This window comes from Vibrio sp. B172a, from assembly GCF_030248355.1.
GTDB lineage: Bacteria > Pseudomonadota > Gammaproteobacteria > Enterobacterales > Vibrionaceae > Vibrio > Vibrio owensii.
The window spans coordinates 15,981-39,909 of sequence record NZ_JAHGAC010000029.1 but is presented as its reverse complement, the minus strand read 5'-3'; the positions used below and the strand labels follow the sequence as shown (position 1 = coordinate 39,909).

The following is a 23,929-nucleotide window of genomic DNA, read 5'->3' as shown; positions in this document are numbered from 1 at the left end:
ATCAAAATGGCTTTACTCTCACTTTCAGCGTTGGTCGAAAGGTTATCACCTGTTGCACGAGAAACACTTGAGCAAGCTGCCGCTATGGCCAGTTCGCGTACTCACCATAGTATTGAAATGACGCATTGGTTACTCACCATCGTCCAAAATCCCAATCAAATCTATGCTGAAGTCTTCGATAAATTTAATGTCGACGCGCAGGTAGTTGAATCACAGCTACTATCTCAACTAGAAAAGTATAAAACAGGTTGTGAGTCAGTTCCGGGGCTTTCAGCACATACAGTTTCGGTGATGCAAAACGCCATGATGGTCTCGACGATTGAGTTTCAAGCAACGGATCTTGATTGTATCCACCTGCTAAGTGCTTATTTGTCCGATGAAAGCTTGGCGAACGTGATGAACCAAGTCAGCACAGAGCTAGACAAAGTAGAGGCAAGTGCACTCCTTGGATTTTCAAAGGGGAGTTCACCACATCAAGCTGGCGTTACTGGAACTAAAGGGTCGCACGCGGCGTTGGATCAGTTCACCGTGGATCTCACTGAACAAGCAAAGGCAGGGAAGATTGATCCAGTAGTTGGACGAGAGAATGAAATCCGTCTAATGATTGATATTTTGCTTAGAAGGCGTCAAAACAACCCAATTCTGACGGGTGAAGCTGGGGTCGGTAAAACAGCGGTTGTCGAAGGACTGGCTCAAAAGATCGTCGACGGAGATGTCCCTCCAGCGCTAGAAGGCGTTTCAATTAAGTCTCTTGATATGGCTCTGCTTCAAGCCGGAGCGGGCATGAAAGGCGAATTCGAAAATCGATTAAAAAACGTGATCAAAGAGGTTAACGAGTCTTCCACGCCAATCATCCTTTTCATTGATGAAGCGCATGGTTTGATTGGTGGTGGCGGGCAAGCCGGTCAAGGTGACGCTGCGAACATTCTCAAACCCGCTCTGGCAAGAGGTGAGCTGCGAACAATAGCAGCAACGACCTGGGCGGAATACAAAAAATACTTCGAGAAAGATGCTGCTCTGACAAGACGATTTCAAGTCGTCAAGGTGGAAGAGCCAACGCCAGCGGTTGCCGTAAACATGCTACGTGGGCTATTGAGTGCTATGGCTGAACACCATGGTGTTTACATAACCAGCGATGCTTTAGAAGCCGCTGTACAGCTTTCCTCGCGTTACATAAATGGAAGACAGTTGCCAGACAAAGCCGTGTCCGTTTTAGATACCGCATGTTCCCGTGTGGCCTTGAGCCAAAATGCCATTCCGGGGTTGCTCTATAGCAAAAAGAAATCTGTTCAACTTAAACAAGCAGAGTTAAAGCAGCTTGAGAAAGAGTTTCAATTTGGTTCGGAGAATACTGAATCCGCCCAGCGCATAAGACGAGACATTGATGAGTTATCAACTCAGGTCTCTGACTTGGAGTTGCAATGGAGCAAAGAACAAACTTGGGTTGAACAAGCGATAGCGTTACGCGAAAAAATTGCTCTAGAACCATTAAGTGAAGATAAGAAAAAATTAATGGAAATCGAAAGCGACTTAAACGCGAGTGCGCAGCCTTTAGTGTTTTCCCATGTTAGCGAGGCTTTGATTGCTGAAGTGATATCGGACTGGACAGGGATTCCATTAGGCAAACTGCAAGATGATGAAATAAAAGCCGTTCTAAATCTAAAAGAGAGCTTGATTGAGAGAGTTGTTGGTCAAGACCATGCGTTAGAAATCATGTCTGAGGTGATCAAAACGGCGAGTGCGCAATTGACTGATGAATCCAAGCCAAACGGAGTGTTTTTATTAACTGGTCCAAGTGGTGTGGGTAAAACGGAATCTGCGTTAGCGATTGCAGAAAAAGTGTATGGTAGTGAGGACAACGTTACGACAATCAACATGTCGGAGTTCAAAGAAGAACACAAGGTCTCATTGTTGTTAGGTTCTCCTCCAGGATACGTGGGTTATGGTGAAGGTGGTGTATTAACCGAAGCCGTCAGACGTAAGCCATATAGTGTAATACTGTTGGATGAAATGGAAAAAGCACACTCAGGAGTCCAAGATATTTTCTACCAAGTCTTTGATAAAGGGATAATTAAGGACGGCGAAGGCAGAGATATCGATTTCAAAAACACGATTATCATCATGACAGCGAATACAGGGACGGATACCACCATGTCACTGTTCGATGACCCAAAACTAGCCCCTGATCCAAGTACATTAAAAGACTCACTACATGATGACTTACTCAACGACTTTAAGCCCGCTTTCTTAGGGAGAGTGAATGTCCTTCCGTATGTGCCTTTGGATAAGGAAGTACTGACCCAAATTACACGCCTCAAGCTGAAAAAAGTGTCAGACAGGATCGAAAAACACTATTCGGCTGAACTTCATTTCAGTGACGCCCTTGTAACAGATATTGTTGATAGCAGTAACGCGTCTGGGAGTGGGGCAAGAGTCGTGCAAACAACCATTGAAAATACGCTATTACCGAAAGTTTCTCATGAAATATTGAACGCCATTCTTAATGGTAAGACATTTGAAATAATTAATGTCGAAGGTTCTGTTAATTCATTGAACGTCTCACTTATTTAACAGTTTTTCTAAAGTAAAAATTATTTGAGAGTCGCTTCATAATAAACATTTTTGATCAGAAATAGCGCTTAATTAAATTCTTAATTAAAGATATAAAAGAGCGTATTTAAAATAAAGTTTTTGATACATCAATCATTAATTATCAAAATAGAATAGATAATTAAAACATTAAGCAATATGTCATTAATAATGCTATAGGAGATTAGCATGCAGTCTAACACGTATCTTAAATATGCAGATATTAAAGGTGAAGCAACTGCTGAGCAGTACAAGGATCTAATTACACTACTATCTGTAGATTGGAGTGTTGGTCGTGAAATTTCATCATTCACTGGTACTGCTATGGACCGTGAAGCAAGTGCAACACGTCTATACGACCTGACTATCACTAAGCTTCAAGACCGCGCGTCACCGGATCTATTTAAAGAAGCGACCATTGGTAAAGGTAAACCAGCTGTATTCCACATCACCAAGCAAGGTGAGAAAGTGGAAGAAATCATGAAAATCGAGCTTACAGATGCAATGATTTCAAACTACTCAGTGTCAATTCAAGATGACCGCCCAATTGAAACTATCACTATTTCATACACTGAAATGATGATGACAGTGACACCAACTGACGATAAGAACAACACATCTGCACCATTAGTATATGGCTACAGCGGTGTGAAAGGTCAACAAATGTAATTGAATTGCGGGAAGTCAACGCTTCCCGCTATTTTATAAAGAAGTATCTAATGAAAAAAGCGACACAGAAAAATAACTTTATTCGTATTTCTACACCATTTGGTACAGATGCCATTATTCTAAATTCATTTGAATATAAGGAAAAAGTATCAGATCTTTTTTCATTACATGCGCAAGCTTATTTCAACGGGCAACACGAAGAGCTGAATAATATTATTGGCCAAGAGGTTGTTATCGCTATGGACAATGATCCAAGTGTTAGCTTTCAACCCCGTTACTTTCATGGTGTCGTCTCACGAGCTAAGTTAACAGGATCTCGGGTGACCACAGCTCATCAAGGTGAAAACTATCGAAATATCGATTTACTTATTGAGCCTAAAGTTCGCTTTGCCGATTATCGAGTCCACTCCCGTATTTTTCAAAACAAAGACATTAAAGAAATTGTGTCGGAAGTATTATCTGAGCATGACGTAAGCTTTAGCCTAAAGCTTACCAAGTCGTACTCTAAATATACTTATAAAGTTCAATATGAAGAATCTGATCTGGCATTTGTTGAACGACTTCTGTCTGAAGAAGGGATTGCTTACTGCTTCTCACATACAAACTCAGCACACATACTGGAATTGTTTGATGATCTTAACTTTTACATACCAGGCTCAGAGTTTCTTGTCGAACATACGACGGGAACAGGTCAAGCAAGCCACATTTACTCTTGGAATGAAACGCAAATACTGACGACAAAAGCCGCACACAAGTCCGGCTTTAACATGCTCAAGCCTTTATCACCTCCACAGAATCTTACTAGTGGGTCTGCACAACTGTTTTCGGTGCCAAATAGTGAGCGCTACGAATACTTAGCTGAAGCAGAAACTGACGATGAGTTTGTGTTGCGAAATACACACGCGATTGAATCACTTCAGCAAGACGTTTATCAATGCAGTGGTGAATCGAGTTGCAGAACATTTGCTGTCGGCAAACTTTTTAAATTTAAAAAACATGAGGATAAGACTCGAGTAGGAAAAGAGTATGTGCTTTCTTCTGTCGCACTTTCTGCTGCGGTATTTAACCAAACGGGACAGGGAGGTACATCGTCACAAGGTGTGAGGGTTTCGTTTCATTGCGTTGACTCAAACACCATTCTGCGCCCAAAAATGCAGAGGTTTAAACCGCAGATTAGAGGTTTGCAAACCGCAATTGTGACAGGAAACAAAGATGGCGAAATCTACGTCGATAAATTTGGCCGAATTAAAGTGAAGTTCCACTGGGATCGTGAAGGTCAATATGATGCGAACAGTTCATGTTGGATTCGAGTCGCTCAAGCCAGTGCTGGCAATGGCTGGGGGAGTGTATTCCATCCAAGAGTCGGACAAGAAGTTATCGTCGATTTTGTAAATGGAGACCCAGATCAGCCAATCGTAACTGGGGCTCTTTATAACGGTACCCAGCTAACACCTTATCAATTACCTGCTCAAGCTTCCCAAAGCGGCTATAAGTCCCGTTCAGTACAAAAAGGTAGCGATAAGTTCAACGAGCTACGTTTTGAAGACAAACCCGGCGAAGAACATGTGTATTTGCATGCTGAGAAACTCTTTCAAATGGTGGTGGAAGACAATGCCGAGATTGCTGTAGAGAACAATAAAAGTGAAAGGATTACCAATGATTTCATGCAAGAGGTTGGTAATAACGCGAGTCAGAAAGTAGGCAAGAACCAAGGGGTTGATATCGGTGAAGCTCTTGTCGTTAAAGCGGGTAAGAGCATTGAAATAAAGGTAGGAGGGGCGTCCATACAAATGTCGAGTTCTGGCGAGATCAACATTAAAGGCAACAAGATCTCTATTAATGGTTCAGCCATAGCACTTAAAGCTGGTCAAATTTCTCTTAACTAAAGGTGAGCAGATATGGGTAAACCAGCCGCGGTATTGGGGAGTCACCATGTGTGCCCCAAAAAAACAAACAAAGTCCCTCATGTAGGTGGTCCTGTCGTTGTCGGTTCTCCAAACGTGAAGATTTCAGGTATTCCGGCTGCGCGTCAGGGAGACAAGCTTTCTTGTGTGGGGCCTCCAGACACTATTTCATCCGGGTCTTCGAGCGTCAAAATCAACGGAAAACCTGCGGCTAGGCTGGGAGACTCCACTGCGCATGGCGGTAAAATTGTTGCCGGTAACTCAGCAATATTAATTGGTGGGTAAATGGCGCTATTTTTTCAATCCCACCTTTGCATGCTGGGCGATCAAGCGTTTTCTATAGAGCAATTGGCAAACAATACGCTAAGGCCATCAGAAAAAAACGAACTGATTCCACAAGCCAGGGAAAGCTCAGTCCTGCCTGCCTATGACAGATTAACTCACTATTCAAAAGCACTGTCTGAATGTGGTGTCGAAGGGCAAGTTTATCTTCTGTTACCAAAGCTATCGGACAAGGTTGAGCTTCAACGTATTACAACGCTGCTTCTTTCGGTGTTTCAACGAGTAGAACCACAACATTTGGCGTTATATCCGTATGGGAACGCGTCTTTTTTGATGGCGCTGAGTCGGATCCAACGAGCAGTAAAACAAACTAAACCATTATGGATTGTCTCTTTACATGTTGCCGATGCTAAAGGGGAACATGACTCATTAGTTGTCGCGCGTTGCTCCACGCAAAAACAGGGACTTATATTCAATAAGATTGCAATTGATCTTCAACTCGATAGTAGCAACACCGCGGTTTCACATGTCGTTAAGCAACTCGGAAATTCGTGTGCACAGGAGTTGGATGAATTGATGTTGTCAACCGAAGGCAATGAGCCTGTGTGGTTGGATTCAATTCAATTCCTTTCTCCTTGGGTTAATAGAGACACCTCCTATCGGCTAATAGGTACCACGACTGGCTCTTTGGGAGCGAGTGGAGGGGTATTGAAGGCGATTTGTGCTTGCTTGCAGCCGAAAGAAACACACGATAAAAATTATTCAGGTATTCAGCTTGATATTGAGCGTGGTGGGTATGCCGTTGGTGCCACTTACCGCTGGGGTAGTGAGTAACTTACAAAATGAATATACAAAGGATTGTCAAACTCACATCTTTAAACGGAATCACGTTTTACTTTTCCACGCAGCGACTTAGTACCGGCTCGGAACAAAGCTTTGCAACCGCTCGAAGTGCAGAAGCGTTTATTGAGCAATTTCATTTTTCCGATTTAGAGGAGCTCAGTGAGATTGCGTCATGGACAAGCATGAGTGTGACTTTTTCACATGAATACCAGACAAAGACTAAGTCTGAACTTCTTCAAACTATTGCTCAAGGATTACAAGAAAAAATCCTTTTTGCTATTGAGTTGCCTAAGACTGCACCAAGCACATTTTATCCATCGGCTAACATACCTTCCCAAGTCATAAACCAACTGGCGAAGGTTGAGCGTAATAACTCGAAAGCCACTCATTCAGGTACCAACACTGTCGCAAGTAACAGTGCTCCTCTGGAAGAAAGTAGCAAAAGGCATGTAAAAGCAGGCGATCCTGTTTCCATGGTCACAGGGGAAGAAAACCTCTCATTGTCTGATGTCGGACTGCCGAATGGATTGGTTTGGTCACGAACGTATCGCTCATCGTTGTGCGATTCTGCTACCACGCTTGGCTTTGGTTGGAGACATATTTTTCAATATGAGCTAACAGACGTATTGGATGAAAAATCTAATGTGACGGGGTGGTTGTTCATCGACGAAATGGGGGACACAATCCAATTTCCAAATGTCGCCAAAGGCGGAATTAGTTACCAAACTTATGTAGGTGCGAGTTGCCAGAACCATCATAGCGGTTATCGATTAGTTACGTTAAGTAATGAAGCTCAAATCAAGTTTTTCTTAAAGAATGAGCAGTGGGTTGCCACTGAAATCCGTCTAGGTCATATGAAAACGGTAAATCTCGAATACTCTCGAAATCACCGTATCACCCATATATGCGTCAACCGACAAAACCAGCTTGAGCTCCAATACAATCATCAAGGCCAATTAATAGAGATTAGAAACCCAAAGACTCAACATTTGCTGGCCAAGTACGATTTCGATGTTGATGGGCGATTGATAGCTGCTCAGAATGAAAACGGTTTAATCGAACAATACCAATACGATGACACAAACCTAATTGTTAAACGAACGAGAGCTAGCGGACTTTCTCACTACTTTACATGGTCTGGGCGAGGGCCTGATGCGCAATGCATGAAAAATTGGGCGGATGAAAGCGTCTATGATTACTCGTTTGAGTTTGATGGGAGCGAATCCAAATACCGAAATTCACTTGGACACTGTTGGCACTATAAACACAATGAACAAGGCAAGCTGCTTGAGAGTGTAAGCCCTGAATCGAGATGTAGGGTATTTGAGTACGATTCACTCGGTAGATTAGTTTGTACTATCAATGCAGATCAGACATACACCCATCATAGCTACAACCCATTTGGTTTGCTCGAGAAACACACACACTCGTCTGGGGCTACAGAGGGTTTTGAGTACAACGAATTTGGTCAATGCATTAAGCATCAATTTCCTGACGGTGAAATCGAGTTTAAAGAGTTCAATGCACTTGGTCAGCTCGTATGGCATCAACACAGTAATGGGCTTCAAGAACGCGCCGTATTTGATAAATATGGCAGACAAGTAGAAAGGAGTGCAGATACTGGATCTCGTACACAATGGTGGTGGAATGAGTCGCATCAGCTGTTAGCAAAAAAAGTCGATCAAAGCTTGATTCGCTATAGCTATGACGAGCGCGATCGAGTGAACGGAGTCGCTTACCCACATGGCCTTATAAGCGGATTTGAGCGCAACGAAAGCAACTTACTCACACGCCTATATTTCCAAAGCTCAGAAGATGGCACGTCTCGAGAGCATCGCTACCAATACGACGAAGTTGGGCGAGTTAAACAGCTTAATACGCCAAGAGGGACGACCCAAATTGTTTGGGGGAACTTTGCTCAACCAACGGAAATTGTTAAACCAGATCAAAGCTCTTTTTCCTTCAAGTACGATGCGGAAAGGAAACTGATATCTATCAAGCGTTCTGACGGTTGCCAATACGAGTTTGAATACACTCCAGATGGCCAGATCAGCCAGACAATTAGCTTCGATAAAGTGAAAACAAACTACAGCTATGACCGCGCTGAAAGATTAAGTGAAATCTTGCATTGTAGTGGCCGCATCTCTTTTGAGTATGACGAAGTTGGTCGCATCGCTAGGATGAAAGCCCATGGTAAAAATCGTAGTGTTGAGGACCATTACCAACACACCTTAGGCGGCAAGTTAATTCGCGCGCACAACCGATTTTCGAACGTTTCTTATACGTATCTAGGTACAAAATTGGTGAGTGAAGAGCAGGGACGCTTTTCTTTCGTCAATCATTACCAAGATAACGGTTTACTCCGCTCTCAACGTTATGACGACGGCACAGAGGTACTATATGAGCATGACCAATTTGGCACGATATGTGGGTTAATTATTCACTCAAACGGCTCTGAAAGAGAAGAGTCAATTAAGTTTGAATACGATGAATTACAACGTTTATCGATAATCACGTATAGCGCGGGAAAAGAACGAAGAGAGTTCGATGGAATAGGTCGCTTGAAGTGCCAAACATGGACTGGTTTCGAGCGTAAATACCATTTCAACACACAGCATTTTCTTTCGCTTATCATCGACAGTGAGAAGGGAGCTCAACATTATCAATATGATGATCTCGGTCACTTAGAAAGAGTAAAGACAGAAACCTCTGAAGAGTCATATGTCTATGACAGCTTTGGCAACTTCAATGACGAAAGTGTGCAGCAAAAACATGACCGTCTTATTGAATACCATGGTATCAGGTACGACTACGATGAACTAGGAAATAGAACTAGTAGTCAAGGAAATGGACTAGAGCAGTACTGCACTTACGATGCTAAAGGGCAACTGATTGTTGTCGAAAGCGAAGGGCATTTATGTCAATTTGAATATGATGCGCTAGGTCGAAGAACGAAGAAAATCAGCGAAAACGGGACCACCGAATTTATTTGGCAAGGAAGTCATGTGGTCGGCGAGTATTCTCGTTCAGGTTATCGGTGGTATCTATATCAACCAAACAGTTTTGTTCCGCTTGCACTTATTGAAAACGGCGAGTGTTATTTCTTCCAATGCAATCAAATCGGAACCCCAGAACGTTTGGTGGACTCGAATGGGCAGGTAGTTTGGCAAGCAACATACGATACCTTTGGATTTGCTCATGTTGAAATCGAGACGGTTAAAAACAACCTTCGCTTACAGGGGCAGTACTTCGATATTGAGACAGGGCTACATTACAACTTAGCACGTTACTACGACCCTCAAATAGGTCGGTTTATCCAACCCGATCCCCTAGGACTGCTTGGTGGAACTAACCACTATCAATTTGCGCCAAATCCAGTTTCTTGGGTTGACCCCTTAGGTTTGTGTGCAAAAGAAGATACGCCGACACTTCTTGCTGGACACAATGATAACTCGCCTGAGAGAGCAGTGTATGAAAGATCAGTAACTAATATTACTGGACCTACGATTGAGGAGCTCATCGCAGATCCGACATTACAGGGACTTAAACCAGTCAATATAGATCCAATGTCGATGATGGTCGAAGGTATAGAAGATATGATAGATGCTGGTGAAGCGTTTATTAATAATCCTTCGGTTGCCGGCGCAACAAATATAGCCATCTCTGTAATACCCGGTAGATATGCAGAGGATATTGGAAAAGTATTTGGTGCTGTTAAAAGAATCCCTGAAACACAAGACGGTGGTATGTCGGCTCAAATTTTACAGGCCAGACAACGTCAGCACTCAATGTTAGAAGACAACATTGGCTTCAATATAAGCCCTACATCATGGGATGAGTACCCTAGCATAGGCTTAAACGGCACTTTCATTTCTGATCGCAAAGGTATTACTGATGTCATTGGTGATTTCTCTGGTCATTCTAGTGTGTCTATTGAAAAGTCAAAGATATTCGATTTAGAGAAAGCGTTTGGTCTTGAGAAAGGAGCACTTCAAGAAGGTTTTAAGATAAGACAAGTAGATGGTATCGTTGAACAAATGACGAGAAGTCCCTTGGAAGGCAATCAATATTTTCTTGGTCCAGGTAATCACCTGCCAGGGGGGGCTCCTGAAATGGTAATTAATTCTATCCCTACGGTTGATAATGATAACGTTAAAACGTTATTAGAGGTATTTGTAAATGATGAGTGATTCAATAATGGCATTTGTTACAAAGGCTGACGGTAAACTGGTTCGCGTTAGTTTGCTGGATGACTCATTCAAAAAAGAACTTATTGGACTTGGGTTTTCTTTTGATAATGACTACGATGAGTACACTTTTCTGACTTCTGGAAATGACGCCAAGGCTGAGTTGTTTCGCAAACTCAGAGACTTGGGAGTAGCTTTTTCTGGTGGTAGAGAATGGTGCCCATCAGACGTATTTGAATATTTGAGACAATTAGAACTATTAAAAGGGGGGTACACAAAGATTAGTTGGACCGCCCCAGGAAATTATCGTTGTACTATTGAGTAGTCCCAAGCGCTCTTTCCACGCTATTTGTGATAACGCGTTTCGGATAGAGGTTCATTTATCTAGACTCGTACTGCAATGAACAGAATTCCTTCAGAATCAGTTGTATTTAACGACTTAGTTGAATTTGACCTTTTAAAAACAGCTTTAGACCTGTCTGACGATTTCGTACAGGTCGAGGTTCAAAATCCATACTCTCCGGTGGGTTTAGAGGAATATTGGTACTTGAACGGGACTAGTAGTGTTATGTGGCGGTTAGTTAGACCAGATCCTCCGTATAGAGGGATTTGGGCCAAAGTATAGATTTATTCAGAGTTATTATCGTAAGAATTAAAAACAATACATGAAGAAAGTCAATTAAGAAGGCATGTAGGAGCTCTCTTTCTTAAATAACCCTTTTGTTTTTTTTAACTCTCTACTCATTTGAATCAACTTTTATTCGGGGACCTTTATGAAGCTTTTGCTCGTAAGAAGAAAAGCTAAGAGACTGTGGTTCCTGCTCAAAAGATATTCTGAGTCAGATACTACGGCAGCAAAAGCGCAAAGTAGCTTAAGGAAACTATTAGAGAGTGCTATGTCTGGTGAAATAACATCTCCGCTTCGATGGAGTGATGTTCCCTGTGGTTACTTATTTGTGGAAGGGGCTTTAGGAAAGTATAAAGATTTAGAAGAAGCTTATGCTGATTTCAAAGTTGAAGTTACCGGAGGTAACGACCCTTTACTGGAAAAGATAAAAAGACTCTAACTTTGGCGGTTTTCATGTCTTGTTGGGTGGCAAGGCATGAAACAATGAAGAGTAATTGGCCAGACACGTGGTTAGATAGAAAAATTGATTCGTTACGGTAGCTGGTCACACAAACCACATGAAAAGCTTACGAACTCACGATATCCTAGGGGGATAATAAGATAGCGCCATGTAGATGGCAGAAAGTGAATTCGAATGAAGTTTATCCATACCTCAGATTGGCACCTTGGCAGACAGTTTCATAACGTCTCTTTGCTTGACGATCAGCAAGCCGTTCTTGACCAGTTAATCCGATACATTGAAAACAACCCTGTTGATGCAGTGGTTGTTGCTGGTGATATTTACGACCGTTCTGTCCCACCAACCATCGCGATTGAACTACTTAACAAAGTAGTGAAGCGAATCTGTGGTGAGCTAAACACGCCGATGATTTTGATTTCTGGCAACCATGACGGTGCTGAGCGCTTGGGTTTTGGTTCAGAACAGATGAAAAATGCGGGCCTTCACATTATCAGTAACTTCGAAGACATGCTTACCCCTGTTGTTATTGAAACCGAAAGCGCAGGGCAAGTTGCTTTTTATGGCATGCCTTATAACGACCCTGAGCAAGTCCGTTTTGCCTATCAAGAACCCGTTTCGACCCACGATCAAGCGCACAAGTTACTTGCCGAGAAAATCACTGAGCAGTTCCAATCAGAGCAACGCAACGTTTTAGTCAGCCACTGCTTTGTCGATGGTGCTATTGAGTCTGAATCTGAGCGTCCACTTTCGATTGGCGGTTCCGACCGCGTCAGTCACGAGCATTTCCTCAACTTTGACTATGTGGCGTTGGGGCATTTGCATCAGCCACAGAAAAAAGGCGAAGAGTACATTCGTTATTCTGGTTCACTGATGAAATACAGCTTTGGTGAACAAAACCAGAAGAAAGGTTTCACGCTGGTGGAAATCGACCAAAACGGTTTTGTCTCGGCAGAGCATGTTGACCTTGCTGCACCTCATGAGATGCGAATCGTTGAAGGTGAACTTGAACAAGTAATAGAGCAGGGCAAAACCGATCCGAAAAACGAAGACTACTTGTTGGTACGTTTGATGGATAAGCACGCAATCTTAAACCCAATGGAAAAGCTACGTACTGTTTACCCGAATGTTTTACACCTAGAAAAACCGGGCATGTTAATTGGTGTCGAGCAGGAAATGGCGCAAGCGAAATTGGCGAGAAGTGAGATAGATATGTTCCGAGACTTCTTCACGGAAGCGCAAGACAGCCAATTATCGCAAGAACAAGATCAAGCGATCAGTGACATCATCAAACAACTTTCTCAGCAAGCTCAGTAAGGACCAAACATGAAACCCATTAAACTGACAATGCAGGCTTTTGGTCCGTTTGCTCAAACAGAAACGATTGAATTCGACAAGCTGGGAACTAACCCTCTGTTTCTTATCAATGGTCCTACTGGTTCGGGTAAAACCTCAATTCTCGATGCGATTTGTTTTGCTCTTTATGGTGAAACGACGGGTAACGAGCGTCAAGGCATTCAAATGCGTTGCGATATGGCAGCGCCAACGCTATTGACTGAAGTGACACTTGAGTTCTCTTTACACGGCAAATCTTATCGAGTGATTCGCTCACCAGAACAAGAAGCACCAAAGGCGCGTGGTGAGGGCATGACGGTGCGTAAGCATACCGCAGCTTTGTATGAGATTACGGACGAAGAAAAGCTCATCACTAGCAAAACAACGCAAGTAAAGACAGAAGTGACCAATATTATTGGCTTGAACGAAACTCAGTTCCGCCAAGTGATGGTCTTGCCACAAGGTAAGTTTCGAGAGTTGTTACTTGCGACGTCCAAAGAGCGTGAAGAGATCTTTGGTCAGCTATTCCAAACGGATATCTACAAGAAGATTGAATACGCACTGAAAGACAAAGCGAGTGCCATTAGCAAAGCCAAAGACGAGTTTGATAACCAAATTCGAGGCGCACTGCAGGTGGCTGGTGTTTCTTCCGAAGCGGAGTTAACAGAGCAGCGTGAAGCGTTATCTGTTCAATTTGAAACCGTGCAAAAGCAAGAGAAAGAATCTCTGGCGCAATTAAATGCGGTAAAAACTGATCTGCAGAAAGCAGAAGCGCTGAGCAATGAGTTTAAAAAGCGCGAGCAAGCCGAAATTGCATTGAAGCAACATTTGGAACAGAGCGATGCTGTCTCATCACGTCAATTGCAGTTAGACAATGCGAAGAAGGCAAGCAAGGTTGAGTTGCCTTATGTCACGTTACAAAATGCCTCAAAGCAAACGCAAGAACTTGAGCAAAAGGTGGCTAAGCTTTCTCAAGATCTTACTGTGGCAAATGACGCGGTAAAATCCAAAGAAGGCGCATTGCAAACCGCGAAAGAACAAGCCGCACAATTGCCAAAACTGACAGAGCAGCAATACCAACTTGAAGGCATGAAAGGAAAGTTGGTTGAAAAGTCAGAGCTAGAGAAAGCCATTAACGCAGGTTTGACGCAAAAGTCGGAGTTTGAGGCAACGCTTAAGAAATATATCGCTCTGAAAGAGAAGTTAACGCTAGAGGCGCAACAAGGTCAGAAGTCACTGGATCAAGCTCGAGTTGATGTTGCTAGTATTGGCAGTGTAGAAGCTGAGATAAAACAGCAACAACGTTTGATGCAAGACCTACAGAAGCTAACTGGCTTAAACCAAGAGCTAGCGAAATTGGATGCATTGACGCTTAGCAAACAAGCTTCGGTTGACCAAGCAAAAGCGCGATACGTAGAACTTCAACGCTCAGCAGATACACTTGAATTGAGCTGGCACAATGCTCAAGCCGCTGTATTGGCTCAGCGTTTACAAGCCGGTGAAATGTGTCCGGTGTGCGGTAGTGTAGAACACCCTCAACCCGCTCAATTTGTTGGTGAAGAGGTAACAAAAGAGCAAGTTCAGCGTGCTCGAAACACGGAGCGAGAAGGGCAAGTTGTACTTAACCAATTGAACAATCAGTTGGAGCAGCACAATATCGCAGTCGGACAATACAAGCAGCAGATTGAGCAACTATCCGTTGAACTTGGCCAAAACGCATCAATGGATTTAAGCGCGTTACAAGCGTCCATGCAGCAGCTCAATGAACGTTTACAGCAATTGTCATCGATTAACTTGGTTCAGCTGGAACAAAGCGTCAATGAGTTAAACCAACGTTGTGTTACTGGGGAAGGTAAGATCAATGATCTGCTAAATCAGATGGCAGCGAATGAATCGACGATAAAAGTGAACCAAGAGCAACTGGCTAAACTGTCTGCTTCGTTAGATGCCAAGTACTCATCTCTTGAAGTTCTGGAGCAAGACATTGTTGCGATTCAAAAACAGATTGCGGAGTTAAATGCCACATTCGAGGCTGCACAAAACCATTTGCAACAAGCGGTGCTGGCTAAGACCAATATTGAAAGCCAACTGACAACCAATCAACAGTGGTTGAATGAGGCACTAGAGCGTTTGAATACAGCCAAAACTGATTGGGCGCAAGCGTTGCAGGCGAGCGCATTCGAGGATGAAGCACAATTCCTAGCAAGTAAAGTTGATGAAGCTGAAATGCAGGTTTGGCAGCAAGAAATTGATGTATTCAAACAGACTCAAATCAAGTTAGAACAAACATTGGCAGACTTGAGTTCAGAGTTGAAAGACTTGGCGTTGCCAGATTTGGAAGGGCTTAACGTTAAGCTAAACAGCATTCAGCAAAGTTACGTTGAAGCGCGCAATCAGCTTGATAGCACGCGCTCTTTGTTTGAACGTCTAGAGAAAGTCCGTAATGACATCGCTACGTTGCATGATAAGAACACTAAGTTAGAAGACGAATATAAAGTGTTTGGCACCTTGTATGACGTTGCAAGCGGTAAAACGGGTAGCCGTATTAGTCTGCACCGATTTGTCCTTGGTGTGTTATTAGACGATGTACTGATTCAAGCCTCACAGCGTTTAAGTCTGATGAGTAAAGGCCGCTATATCTTGGCTCGTAAAACCGAAGGCTTTAAAGGTGCAGCAGGGCGAGGCTTGGATTTGGTAGTAGAGGATAGCTACACAGGTAAAACGCGCGATGTCGCGACATTATCAGGCGGTGAATCTTTCATGGCAGCATTGGCATTAGCGCTCGGTCTGTCTGATGTTGTGCAGTCTTACAGTGGTGGTATTCGTTTAGATACACTGTTTATTGATGAAGGTTTTGGCAGCTTAGATCCGGAGTCTTTGGATCTTTCGATTCAAACCTTGGTCGACTTACAGCAAACGGGTCGTATGATTGGCGTGATTTCTCACGTATCTGAGTTGAAAGAGCAAATGGCGCAGCGCATTGATGTTGAACCGTCGCGACTTGGTTCTACAGTCTCTGTGAAGTCTCAGATGGCATTTGATTCTTAATCGGTAACGGTCAACGGTACTGGTAAACATTGATAACCAAAAAGCCCCGCTAGATTACGGTGTAAAATAGCGGGGCTTTTTGGTTCTCAGTCTCGAAGCATTTATTGTTCGCAGAAGCGACCTTCTTTCGGTGACTGCGTAATCGCATACTCACCATCAAGGTTGCGGTAAACAACCGTGTTCCAAACTGAGCCGTCATTCAATTCAAACTCTATCGCGTAGTTCACACCACTCACAATTTGTGCATGAACGGATAAGATCTGTTTAAACGAAGAGAGAGTTTCCATTTTGTTTAGGACAAAGGCCATTGCCTTTTGAGCGTCTGGGGTAGCATCGAATTCGTTCCACCCACCTGGCATATTTCCTTGTGTACTACATACATCTGCCGAGGTTGTTGGCTGTGTCGCTTCATCTTGAGTTTTTTGCTGACATCCGACAAGCAAAACCAAGATTGCGCAAGCTGACACTGTTTTTAATTTCATAAAAATAACCTCTATTTATGTAAGCCCGCATTATATAGGTTGGCATTCCAGCCCAATGTCTACGTTGTGCAAACTTTTTATATGAACTGGGTTAAATCCTGATTAAATCGTTGCGAGTGACCTCCAAAAAATAGATTTTGGTTAACTTTTTGCGTGATTTTGATAGTAAGTCACGCTTGAGAGCGAACGCTAATTTCCTATTCATTTCGCGTCGTGAATTAAGATCACAATTATAAAATAGACATGGAAAACATAACTTTGCACGTGTATCTGTTTTCTCAATACGGCCATATAATCCAATCAAAATTCATTAGGCACCAATAGAAAGTGCTGAATGATTGTTGTGATGAAGCAAAATGGATGAGAGGTAACACGATGAAGCAAAAAGCGCTATATCTAGCAGTAGCATTGGGTTTGAGTGGTCTTTCAAACGTAGCATCCGCTAATGAGATGGTGAATCCAGATGGTGGTGTCTTAGTCGGTTATTGGCATAACTGGTGCGATGGGGCTGGTTACAAGGGCGGTAATGCACCGTGTGTGACACTGGATGAAGTTGATCCTATGTACAATGTGGTTAACGTTTCCTTTATGAAGGTGTTCAATACCAGTGAAGGCCGTATTCCAACCTTTAAGCTCGATCCAAATATTGGTCTTTCAGAACAACAATTTATTGATCAAATTGGCGCACTAAACCAACAAGGACGCGCCGTTCTTATTGCGCTTGGTGGTGCAGATGCACACGTTGAGCTGAAAACTGGCGATGAGCAAGCATTTGCTCAAGAGATCATCCGCCTGACTGATAAGTTCGGCTTTGATGGTCTGGATATCGACTTAGAGCAATCCGCAGTAACCGCGTCAGACAACCAAACCGTAATCCCAGCTGCACTTCGCCTTGTAAAAGAACACTACCAACAGCAGGGTAAAAACTTCCTAATTACGATGGCGCCTGAGTTTCCATACTTAACAGAAGGTGGCAAATACGTTCCTTATATTACTGGATTAGAAGGGTATTACGATTGGATCAACCCTCAGTTTTACAACCAAGGTGGTGATGGAATTTGGGTTGAAGGTGTGGGTTGGATTGCACAAAACAATGATGCGCTAAAACATGAATTCATTTACTACATTTCAGACTCTCTATCGAACGGTACACGCGGTTTCCACAAAATTCCGCATGACAAATTGGTGTTTGGTATTCCATCTAACATTGATGCAGCGGCAACGGGCTTTGTGCAAGACCCTCAAGATCTTTACGACGCGTTTGACCAGCTTAAAGCGCAAGGGCAGGCACTTCGTGGCGTAATGACATGGTCGGTGAACTGGGATATGGGCACAGACAAGAATGGTCAGGCGTACGGTGAAAAGTTTGTGAAGGATTACGGCCCGTTTATCCATGGCCAGACTCCACCACCGCCAAGTGAAGGCGAACCGGTGTTCAGCGGTATCAGTGATGTTCGCGTACATCACGGTAGTTCATTTGATCCGTATGCAGGTGTTACCGCGTCTGACAAAGAAGATGGCGACCTAACTAACAGCATTACTGTTGAAGGTTCAGTTGATGTGAACACCGTTGGCACATATGTTTTGGTTTACAGTGTAAAAGACAGCGACAACAATGAAACCAAGCAAAGCAGAACAGTTGTTGTTTACAGCCTAGTGCCTGAGTTTGAAGGTGTAACGGATACGACCATACAGCTTGGTGACGCATTTGACCCAATGGCAGGCGTAAAAGCGACGGATGCAGAAGACGGTGATTTGACTGATCAAGTTCGTGTAGAGGGCAGCGTAGATGTTAACGTGCTAGGTGTCTACGACTTGGTTTACCGAGTAACGGATAGTGCAAATCAGACTACGACAGCTCAACGCTCTGTGATTGTTTCTGATGGCAGCAGTTACCCTCCGTATGAATCTGGAAAAACCTATGAGGCAGGTGACATTGTCACAGGTTCAGATGGCAACTTGTATCAGTGCAAACCGTGGCCATACACGGGCTGGTGTTCAAACCCTTCTTATGCACCTGGTGAAACCGTTTACTGGTCAGACGCATGGGATAAGTTGTAATTAGCTCATGAATTATTGCAAGCCTCCTTCATTGGAGGCTTTTTTATGCGCGTGACTTCACATCTTATTGAACCTACACTAGAACTTTAAAACGGAATCATTAGTATCCCGCCTCCGCATTTTCCAGACTTACCTATAGTTGGAATGCGTCGCTCTTTGTCAATTTGGTACGGTCACCTAGGAGGATTTAATGAAAAGGATCAATGTAGTAGGCAGCAGCGGAAGCGGTAAATCGACGTTTTCAAAGCAGCTCGCAATGAAATTAGGTGTCACGTACATAGAAATGGACGGGTTGTTCTGGCTTCCCGATTGGAAAGAACTCGATGATGAGACGTTCTTCGATAAAGTCGTGGACGTAACTCAACAAGACGCTTGGGTACTCGACGGGAACTACAGCCGAACACAACCGTACAAATGGCAAAGGGTGGATACCATCATCTGGCTCGATTATTCACGTTCTATCACCACTTATCGCTCCGTAACTCGTGCTATCAAAAGGGCATGGACTCAAGAAGAGTTCTGGGAAGGAACTGGAAATAGAGAAAGTTTTAGAAAAGCGTTTTTGAGTAAGGATTCGATTATTTGGTGGTCGGTTAAGAACTACCAAAAGAATCGAAAGCGTTATCTAAAACTGAAAGAGGACTTAAAAGGTTCGCCTATCGAGTTCATCCACATCACTTCGCCAAAAATGGCACAAGATTTTCTTGGTTCTCAGGATTTTATAAATAGATAAGTAACTTATTTAAAGGACTTTTTGGCAACGGCTCGCAGCTGTGTAAATCCTGACATTCCGCCTCCGTTAGATGATGAATACTAACCACGTTCCTGTCGTATTCATTGTGGAGGTATTATGATCGGTTACGAGGAAATGGCGATATCCGGCTACTTAGGTTGGTTACTCGCTGTTTTGTTGGTTTACCCCTTTGCCTATGTTGGTATTCATATCGGAGTATTCGATATCAAAGTCCGTACCAAAGTCAGCCGTTATTTCAATCGCTTTATATTAGCTTTGATTGCATTTTTACTGATTATGCATATGCAAACTGAAGTGGTTTACGGCAAGTACTTTCTTGGTCTTTGGGAAGCACAACAGTAACTCTGATCGCATTAATTCCCATCGCCTTGTGCTAAGTTGTCGAAATTGAACTAAAAATCGACAACTTAGCATGAAGCCATACGACCTATATTTTCTTCATACTTCACCCGTACACATTCCACCTTTCTCCGAACTGATGACAGAGCTCGCTCCTGATTTAAAAGTCGCACACTTTGCCGATGCTGACTTGTTGGAGCGTTTGGTTGCTGGAGAGGACGAATCTAAGGTGGAGCAATCCGTACAAGACAAAGTACGCGAGCTTTCTAAACAAGCAAAGTTGGTGGTTTGTACCTGCTCCTCAATTGGTCGCTTTGCTGAATCGCTTACAGAGCAGGGTGTAAACGTTCATCGTATAGACCGCGCGATGGGTGACCAAGCTGTCACTCATGAGCGAGTGTTGTTACTCGCGGCATTGTCGACAACCATTGAGCCCAGCTTGGCGTTACTTGAGACAAGTGAGGGCAATTGTATCGGTCAGTTAGATACGTTTGTGGTTGAAGGTGCTTGGGAACGCTTTCTCGACCAAGATAACCAAGGCTATTACGACAAGATAAAAGCGGTAATAGAACAAAAGGCTCGTGATTATGACGTAATCGTACTGGCACAAGCTTCGATGTCAGGTGCTGCATCATTAGTTGATGTCGATATTCCAGTATTAAGCAGCCCACGTTTAGGCGTAAAAAGGGCAATTGAAACCTTAAGGACATTCCATGCAAATAACTAGTTGGATTCAGCTTTGCTTGCGCGAGCTTGAAGGGGCGCCCATAAAAGAACATTCCGATATCGAAGCGTCTTTTGCGGAGTCTGAACGTTTCTCAAAATGGAAGGCAAGCAAAAGAGAAGTACGCTTCGAAGAAGTCAGTGATCGTTGCTGGATCAAGAGCTGCACGGGTGGCTACATCACAGAGGTGCACTTGCATGCGGATGGTTCACTCGATGAATACACCTTGTTTGGACGCCTTCATACCAAAGGGCATTGGGAGCTAGAGGCTGGTGTACTTCATATCACGATCTACAAAGGTGAAAATACTTACGAACTTTCTGTTGTGGGAAACCGTGAACCTTCCATCCACTCTGCGATTGAATACAAAAATGGAGAAGTGCACTCCTATCTAAAACTGACTCCAATTTCTCAATAGCAATTTAACAAGGACGATCACAACAATATGGACATTGTATTTGTAAGGCATGGCGTGCCAGATTTTACGTTATCGGATGAGCGGCAGATGACCCAACTTGAGAAGGATTATGCGCCGCTTTGCCGAGAGCACTTGTCCGTGCTGCAAGAAAAACTCAATCATCCAGTCTTCAATGATGCTGAAATCATCATCAGCTCTCCTTATACAAGAGCCCTTCAAACTGCAGAAATTCTCAATCGTCATCGTGGTTTGCCTTTGTTTGTTGAGCATGACTTGAGAGAGTGGCGTGCAGACAAAGAAGGCGGCTACATTACATTGAATGAAAGAGACCGACGCTGGCACGAATACCGAGAGTTGTTAAAAGCGGGGATTTCAATGACTGACAGTCGCTACGAACATGTTGAAGAGCTAAAAGCACGGGCTGAGTTGGTGCTGGATCGTTACCGCCAATATCGAAAGGTTGTTGTCGTGAGCCACTTTAATGTGTTTGAAGCACTGCAAGGTTTCCAAAACGTAGGACTGTCCTGTGGAGAATTTCGATACATTAATTTCTGATCGAATTCATATCTTCTATAGTAAAATCAGACACTAATTTAATTTCAGGTTGCTGTATGAAATCTCTTAAAACACTTTTACTTTTGTCCCTTGCAACGTTGTTTGGCTGTACGTCTAAACCGGATGGCGTGGAGCCGGTCAATAACTTTGAACTTCAACCATATCTAGGCAAGTGGTATGAAATTGCGCGTCTTGATCACTCTTTTGAGCGCGGTTTATCGAATGTGACGGCTGAATACGAGCTCCGTGAGGATGGTGGCGTAACGGTTATCAACCGAGGCTATTCAGAAGAAGATAAAGAATGGACGCAAGCTGACGGCAAAGCGTATTTCGTTGATGGTGAAAACACAGGGCATTTAAAAGTGTCTTTCTTCGGTCCGTTTTATTCGTCTTACATCGTATTTGAACTAGGTGAGAACTACGACTACGCGTTTATCTCTGGTTTCAATCACGACTACCTATGGCTACTGTCACGCACACCAACTGTCGATAAAGCAACGGTCGAGCGTTTCAAACAAGTAGCAAAAGAGAAAGGCTTTGCGTTGGACGAATTAATTCTCGTAGACCAAACCAAATAACACACGAAATGATCGCCTTATAACAACGATCTGTGCTTCATAAAACTCAGTGGTGTCTGTCCGGTTTGTTTCTTAAAGAACGCAATAAATGCGCTATCTGATGAGAACTCCAAACAATGGGCAACATCACTGACTTGTCTTTCTTCACATAAGAGCTCAATAGCCTTAAGTAGCCGCCATTGTTGACGCCAATCTTGATAAGACATGCCGGTCTCAGCCTTAAATAGGCGAGTGATAGTTTTGCTGCTCGCGCCAAAGGTTTGTGACAGTTGGTTTAACTCAGGAGCTATAAAATCACCCTTGGTCATTGCCTTGCGAAACCCTGTTAAACGCCTATCAGAGGGCAAGGGTAAAGAGAATTCAAACTGCTTCGCTTGGTAAAACTCTTCCCAAAACAAAGTGCTCGTCGCTTGGGTTTTCGTTTCTTCAATATCCCATTCCCATAATGCCATTTTGTCGATAAGTGCTTTTAAAAGATCGTTCACCTCAATCATCACTATTTCATCAGGGCAGTTGTATTCACTGCAATCGAAATAGAGTGAACGGTAAGCCACAACGTTAGTCATGACGGCTCTGTGAGAAGTATGCGATGGAATCCACACCGCTTTGGTTGGAGGTAATATACAAATAGAGTTGTCGAGTGCGAACGTCATGCAGCCTTGTGGCGCATAAAGCAATTGTCCTTTCTTGTGTTCGTGCATACCGGAATCATGTTTGCCGACATCCGCTGCAATGCCAACCACACTCGCGGCAATCGCGTCCGCATCAAATCGAGTATTATCTTCAATAATTGCCATTTGTCCGAATCTTGATGTTTTTGGTTTTAATGTTGTTAATGGGTAAAGCATAACGCCTTCTATACTGCACGCCAAGTTAAGTTCGTTACCCACTTAAACATCTGTAGGAGTGGGACAGAGAGGTAAAAATGAAAACGAAACCTTCTATTGGGTTGATGGTGGTGATGCTGATGTTTCCGCAAATTGTGGAGACCATATACAGCCCAGCGCTAGGTAATATTGCTCAGTCGTTTGCTGTAACGTATTCACAAGCGGCGCAAACCCTATCTATCTATTTTTCTGCATTTGCTATTGGCGTGGTGGTTTGGGGAATCTTGGCAGATAAGTGGGGCAGACGCCCGACCATGCTGGCAGGGTTGCTGGTCTACGGCTTATCTGCTTTGGTCGCTATGCAAACAGAAAGCTTTGATGTGATGATGATAGCTCGCGCGTTCAGTGCTTTCGGTATTGCGGTTGGGTCGGTCGTGACACAAACCATGCTAAGAGACAGCTTTTCAGGCGATGAGCTAAGCAAAGTATTTAGCGTTATGGGCATGGGTATTTCCATTAGCCCAGTGATTGGCATGTTGCTCGGTGGTCAGTTAACAGCACTCGGTGGCTATCAGGTTGTGTTCTTTACGTTGTTTATTTTGGCGCTTGTTTTGCTGTGCTACAACGCGGTTAATCTACCTGAAACACAAACTCAAAAGCAGCCGCTAAACATCGGTTCATTACTTGGACGAATGTTGAAAGATGCTCAAATCTGGCAATCTGCGTTGTTGGTTGCGCTCTACAACATTGCTTTATTCGCATACTACCAATTGGGCGCATTCACTTTTGAGCAGCTCGGACTGAGTTCTGAGCAGTTCGGATACAGCGGTGTGATATTAGGCGTGGGTACCTTAATCGGCAGTTTGATGAACAAGTCATTGTTAGCAAAAGGTCGCTCACAAACGCATTTGCTTTGGATTGCATCAGCATTTTTGATCATCGGAGGCTTCGGTGTGTTTATGCTGCAAACATCGATTTGGTTCTTGGCCCCAATGTTGTTCATTGTGATGGCATTTGGTATCGCGATTCCAAATGTTTTGAGCACCGCTTTAGTTGATTACAAGCAACAAGCGGGCAGTGCAGGGGCATTGCTAGGATTAATGTACTACTTGATGATTGGTTCAGGTCTAGGCTTAGCTGGAATGATTCAAAACCTTGGATTTGTTCTAATGTCGTGTGCTGCATTGGTTTTATTGGTGACATTGTCACGTAAAGCTTAACTGAAGCATGTTGAAGATACCAAAAAAGA

The 23,929-nt window shown here is 43.5% G+C and carries 20 protein-coding genes; 18 read left to right on the top strand and 2 right to left on the bottom strand.

The window, feature by feature from the left end:
- Positions 1 to 6 precede the first annotated feature (6 nt).
- The 10 genes from tssH to KIT90_RS22785 all read left to right on the top strand — a co-directional run bounded on the left by tssH (position 7) and on the right by KIT90_RS22785 (position 15,942).
- A complete protein-coding gene (gene tssH, locus KIT90_RS22830) occupies positions 7 to 2,571 on the top strand; it encodes a type VI secretion system ATPase TssH (RefSeq protein WP_285378873.1) in 2,565 nt (854 codons plus the stop codon).
- A gap of 207 nt (positions 2,572 to 2,778) precedes the next feature.
- Positions 2,779 to 3,258: a type VI secretion system tube protein Hcp gene (locus KIT90_RS22825; protein WP_005426862.1), complete on the top strand. Its 480-nt coding sequence runs from the start codon at positions 2,779 to 2,781 to the stop codon at positions 3,256 to 3,258.
- A 50-nt stretch (positions 3,259 to 3,308) separates the two neighbouring features.
- Complete coding sequence (gene tssI / locus KIT90_RS22820; protein ID WP_285378870.1) at positions 3,309 to 5,144, top strand: type VI secretion system tip protein TssI/VgrG; 1,836 nt, start codon at positions 3,309 to 3,311, stop codon at positions 5,142 to 5,144.
- A gap of 12 nt (positions 5,145 to 5,156) precedes the next feature.
- The gene (locus KIT90_RS22815; protein WP_020196276.1) at positions 5,157 to 5,447 is read left to right on the top strand and encodes a PAAR domain-containing protein; all 291 of its coding nucleotides are present in this window, start codon (positions 5,157 to 5,159) and stop codon (positions 5,445 to 5,447) included.
- The gene (locus KIT90_RS22810) at positions 5,448 to 6,278 is read left to right on the top strand and encodes an NAD/NADP transhydrogenase beta subunit (protein WP_285378868.1); all 831 of its coding nucleotides are present in this window, start codon (positions 5,448 to 5,450) and stop codon (positions 6,276 to 6,278) included.
- Between the two features lie 8 nt (positions 6,279 to 6,286).
- The gene (locus KIT90_RS22805) at positions 6,287 to 10,477 is read left to right on the top strand and encodes an RHS repeat-associated core domain-containing protein (RefSeq protein WP_285378866.1); all 4,191 of its coding nucleotides are present in this window, start codon (positions 6,287 to 6,289) and stop codon (positions 10,475 to 10,477) included.
- Positions 10,467 to 10,799: a hypothetical protein gene (locus tag KIT90_RS22800; protein ID WP_032802379.1), complete on the top strand. Its 333-nt coding sequence runs from the start codon at positions 10,467 to 10,469 to the stop codon at positions 10,797 to 10,799. The genes KIT90_RS22805 and KIT90_RS22800 overlap by 11 nt, the downstream gene beginning before the upstream one ends.
- Positions 10,800 to 11,247: 448 nt before the next feature.
- Positions 11,248 to 11,541: a hypothetical protein gene (locus tag KIT90_RS22795; RefSeq protein WP_285378864.1), complete on the top strand. Its 294-nt coding sequence runs from the start codon at positions 11,248 to 11,250 to the stop codon at positions 11,539 to 11,541.
- Positions 11,542 to 11,736: 195 nt separating this feature from the next.
- Complete coding sequence (locus tag KIT90_RS22790) at positions 11,737 to 12,876, top strand: exonuclease SbcCD subunit D (RefSeq protein WP_285378863.1); 1,140 nt, start codon at positions 11,737 to 11,739, stop codon at positions 12,874 to 12,876.
- Positions 12,877 to 12,885: 9 nt separating this feature from the next.
- Positions 12,886 to 15,942, top strand: a complete 3,057-nt coding sequence (locus KIT90_RS22785; RefSeq protein ID WP_180826178.1) for an AAA family ATPase — start codon at positions 12,886 to 12,888, stop codon at positions 15,940 to 15,942.
- A gap of 101 nt (positions 15,943 to 16,043) precedes the next feature.
- Here the strand turns inward: KIT90_RS22785 and KIT90_RS22780 are convergent, their stop codons facing one another.
- Positions 16,044 to 16,424: a cystatin domain-containing protein gene (locus KIT90_RS22780; RefSeq protein ID WP_032802381.1), complete on the bottom strand. Its 381-nt coding sequence runs from the start codon at positions 16,422 to 16,424 to the stop codon at positions 16,044 to 16,046.
- Between the two features lie 375 nt (positions 16,425 to 16,799).
- Between KIT90_RS22780 and KIT90_RS22775 the strand changes: the two genes are divergently transcribed.
- The 7 genes from KIT90_RS22775 (at position 16,800) to KIT90_RS22745 (ending at position 21,853) form a co-directional block, all read left to right on the top strand.
- Complete coding sequence (locus KIT90_RS22775; protein ID WP_285378860.1) at positions 16,800 to 18,485, top strand: immunoglobulin-like domain-containing protein; 1,686 nt, start codon at positions 16,800 to 16,802, stop codon at positions 18,483 to 18,485.
- Between the two features lie 190 nt (positions 18,486 to 18,675).
- A complete protein-coding gene (locus tag KIT90_RS22770) occupies positions 18,676 to 19,218 on the top strand; it encodes an adenylate kinase (protein WP_180826180.1) in 543 nt (180 codons plus the stop codon).
- A 117-nt stretch (positions 19,219 to 19,335) separates the two neighbouring features.
- The gene (locus tag KIT90_RS22765) at positions 19,336 to 19,581 is read left to right on the top strand and encodes a hypothetical protein (protein ID WP_020196267.1); all 246 of its coding nucleotides are present in this window, start codon (positions 19,336 to 19,338) and stop codon (positions 19,579 to 19,581) included.
- Positions 19,582 to 19,651: 70 nt separating this feature from the next.
- On the top strand, positions 19,652 to 20,305 hold the full coding sequence (locus KIT90_RS22760) for an aspartate/glutamate racemase family protein (RefSeq protein WP_180826181.1): 654 nt from the start codon (positions 19,652 to 19,654) through the stop codon (positions 20,303 to 20,305).
- Positions 20,292 to 20,720, top strand: a complete 429-nt coding sequence (locus tag KIT90_RS22755) for a hypothetical protein (RefSeq protein WP_042606073.1) — start codon at positions 20,292 to 20,294, stop codon at positions 20,718 to 20,720. Before KIT90_RS22760 ends, KIT90_RS22755 begins: the two co-directional genes overlap by 14 nt.
- Before the next feature lie 27 nt (positions 20,721 to 20,747).
- On the top strand, positions 20,748 to 21,275 hold the full coding sequence (locus KIT90_RS22750; RefSeq protein ID WP_132697195.1) for a histidine phosphatase family protein: 528 nt from the start codon (positions 20,748 to 20,750) through the stop codon (positions 21,273 to 21,275).
- 56 nt (positions 21,276 to 21,331) lie between these two features.
- Positions 21,332 to 21,853, top strand: coding sequence for a lipocalin family protein (locus KIT90_RS22745; RefSeq protein ID WP_005444070.1), 522 nt, complete (start codon positions 21,332 to 21,334; stop codon positions 21,851 to 21,853).
- 17 nt (positions 21,854 to 21,870) lie between these two features.
- Here the strand turns inward: KIT90_RS22745 and KIT90_RS22740 are convergent, their stop codons facing one another.
- Positions 21,871 to 22,650: a helix-turn-helix domain-containing protein gene (locus KIT90_RS22740; protein WP_285378854.1), complete on the bottom strand. Its 780-nt coding sequence runs from the start codon at positions 22,648 to 22,650 to the stop codon at positions 21,871 to 21,873.
- A gap of 128 nt (positions 22,651 to 22,778) precedes the next feature.
- On the opposite strand from KIT90_RS22740, the gene KIT90_RS22735 reads away from it, so the two are divergent.
- On the top strand, positions 22,779 to 23,900 hold the full coding sequence (locus KIT90_RS22735; RefSeq protein WP_180826182.1) for a multidrug effflux MFS transporter: 1,122 nt from the start codon (positions 22,779 to 22,781) through the stop codon (positions 23,898 to 23,900).
- Positions 23,901 to 23,929 lie beyond the last annotated feature (29 nt).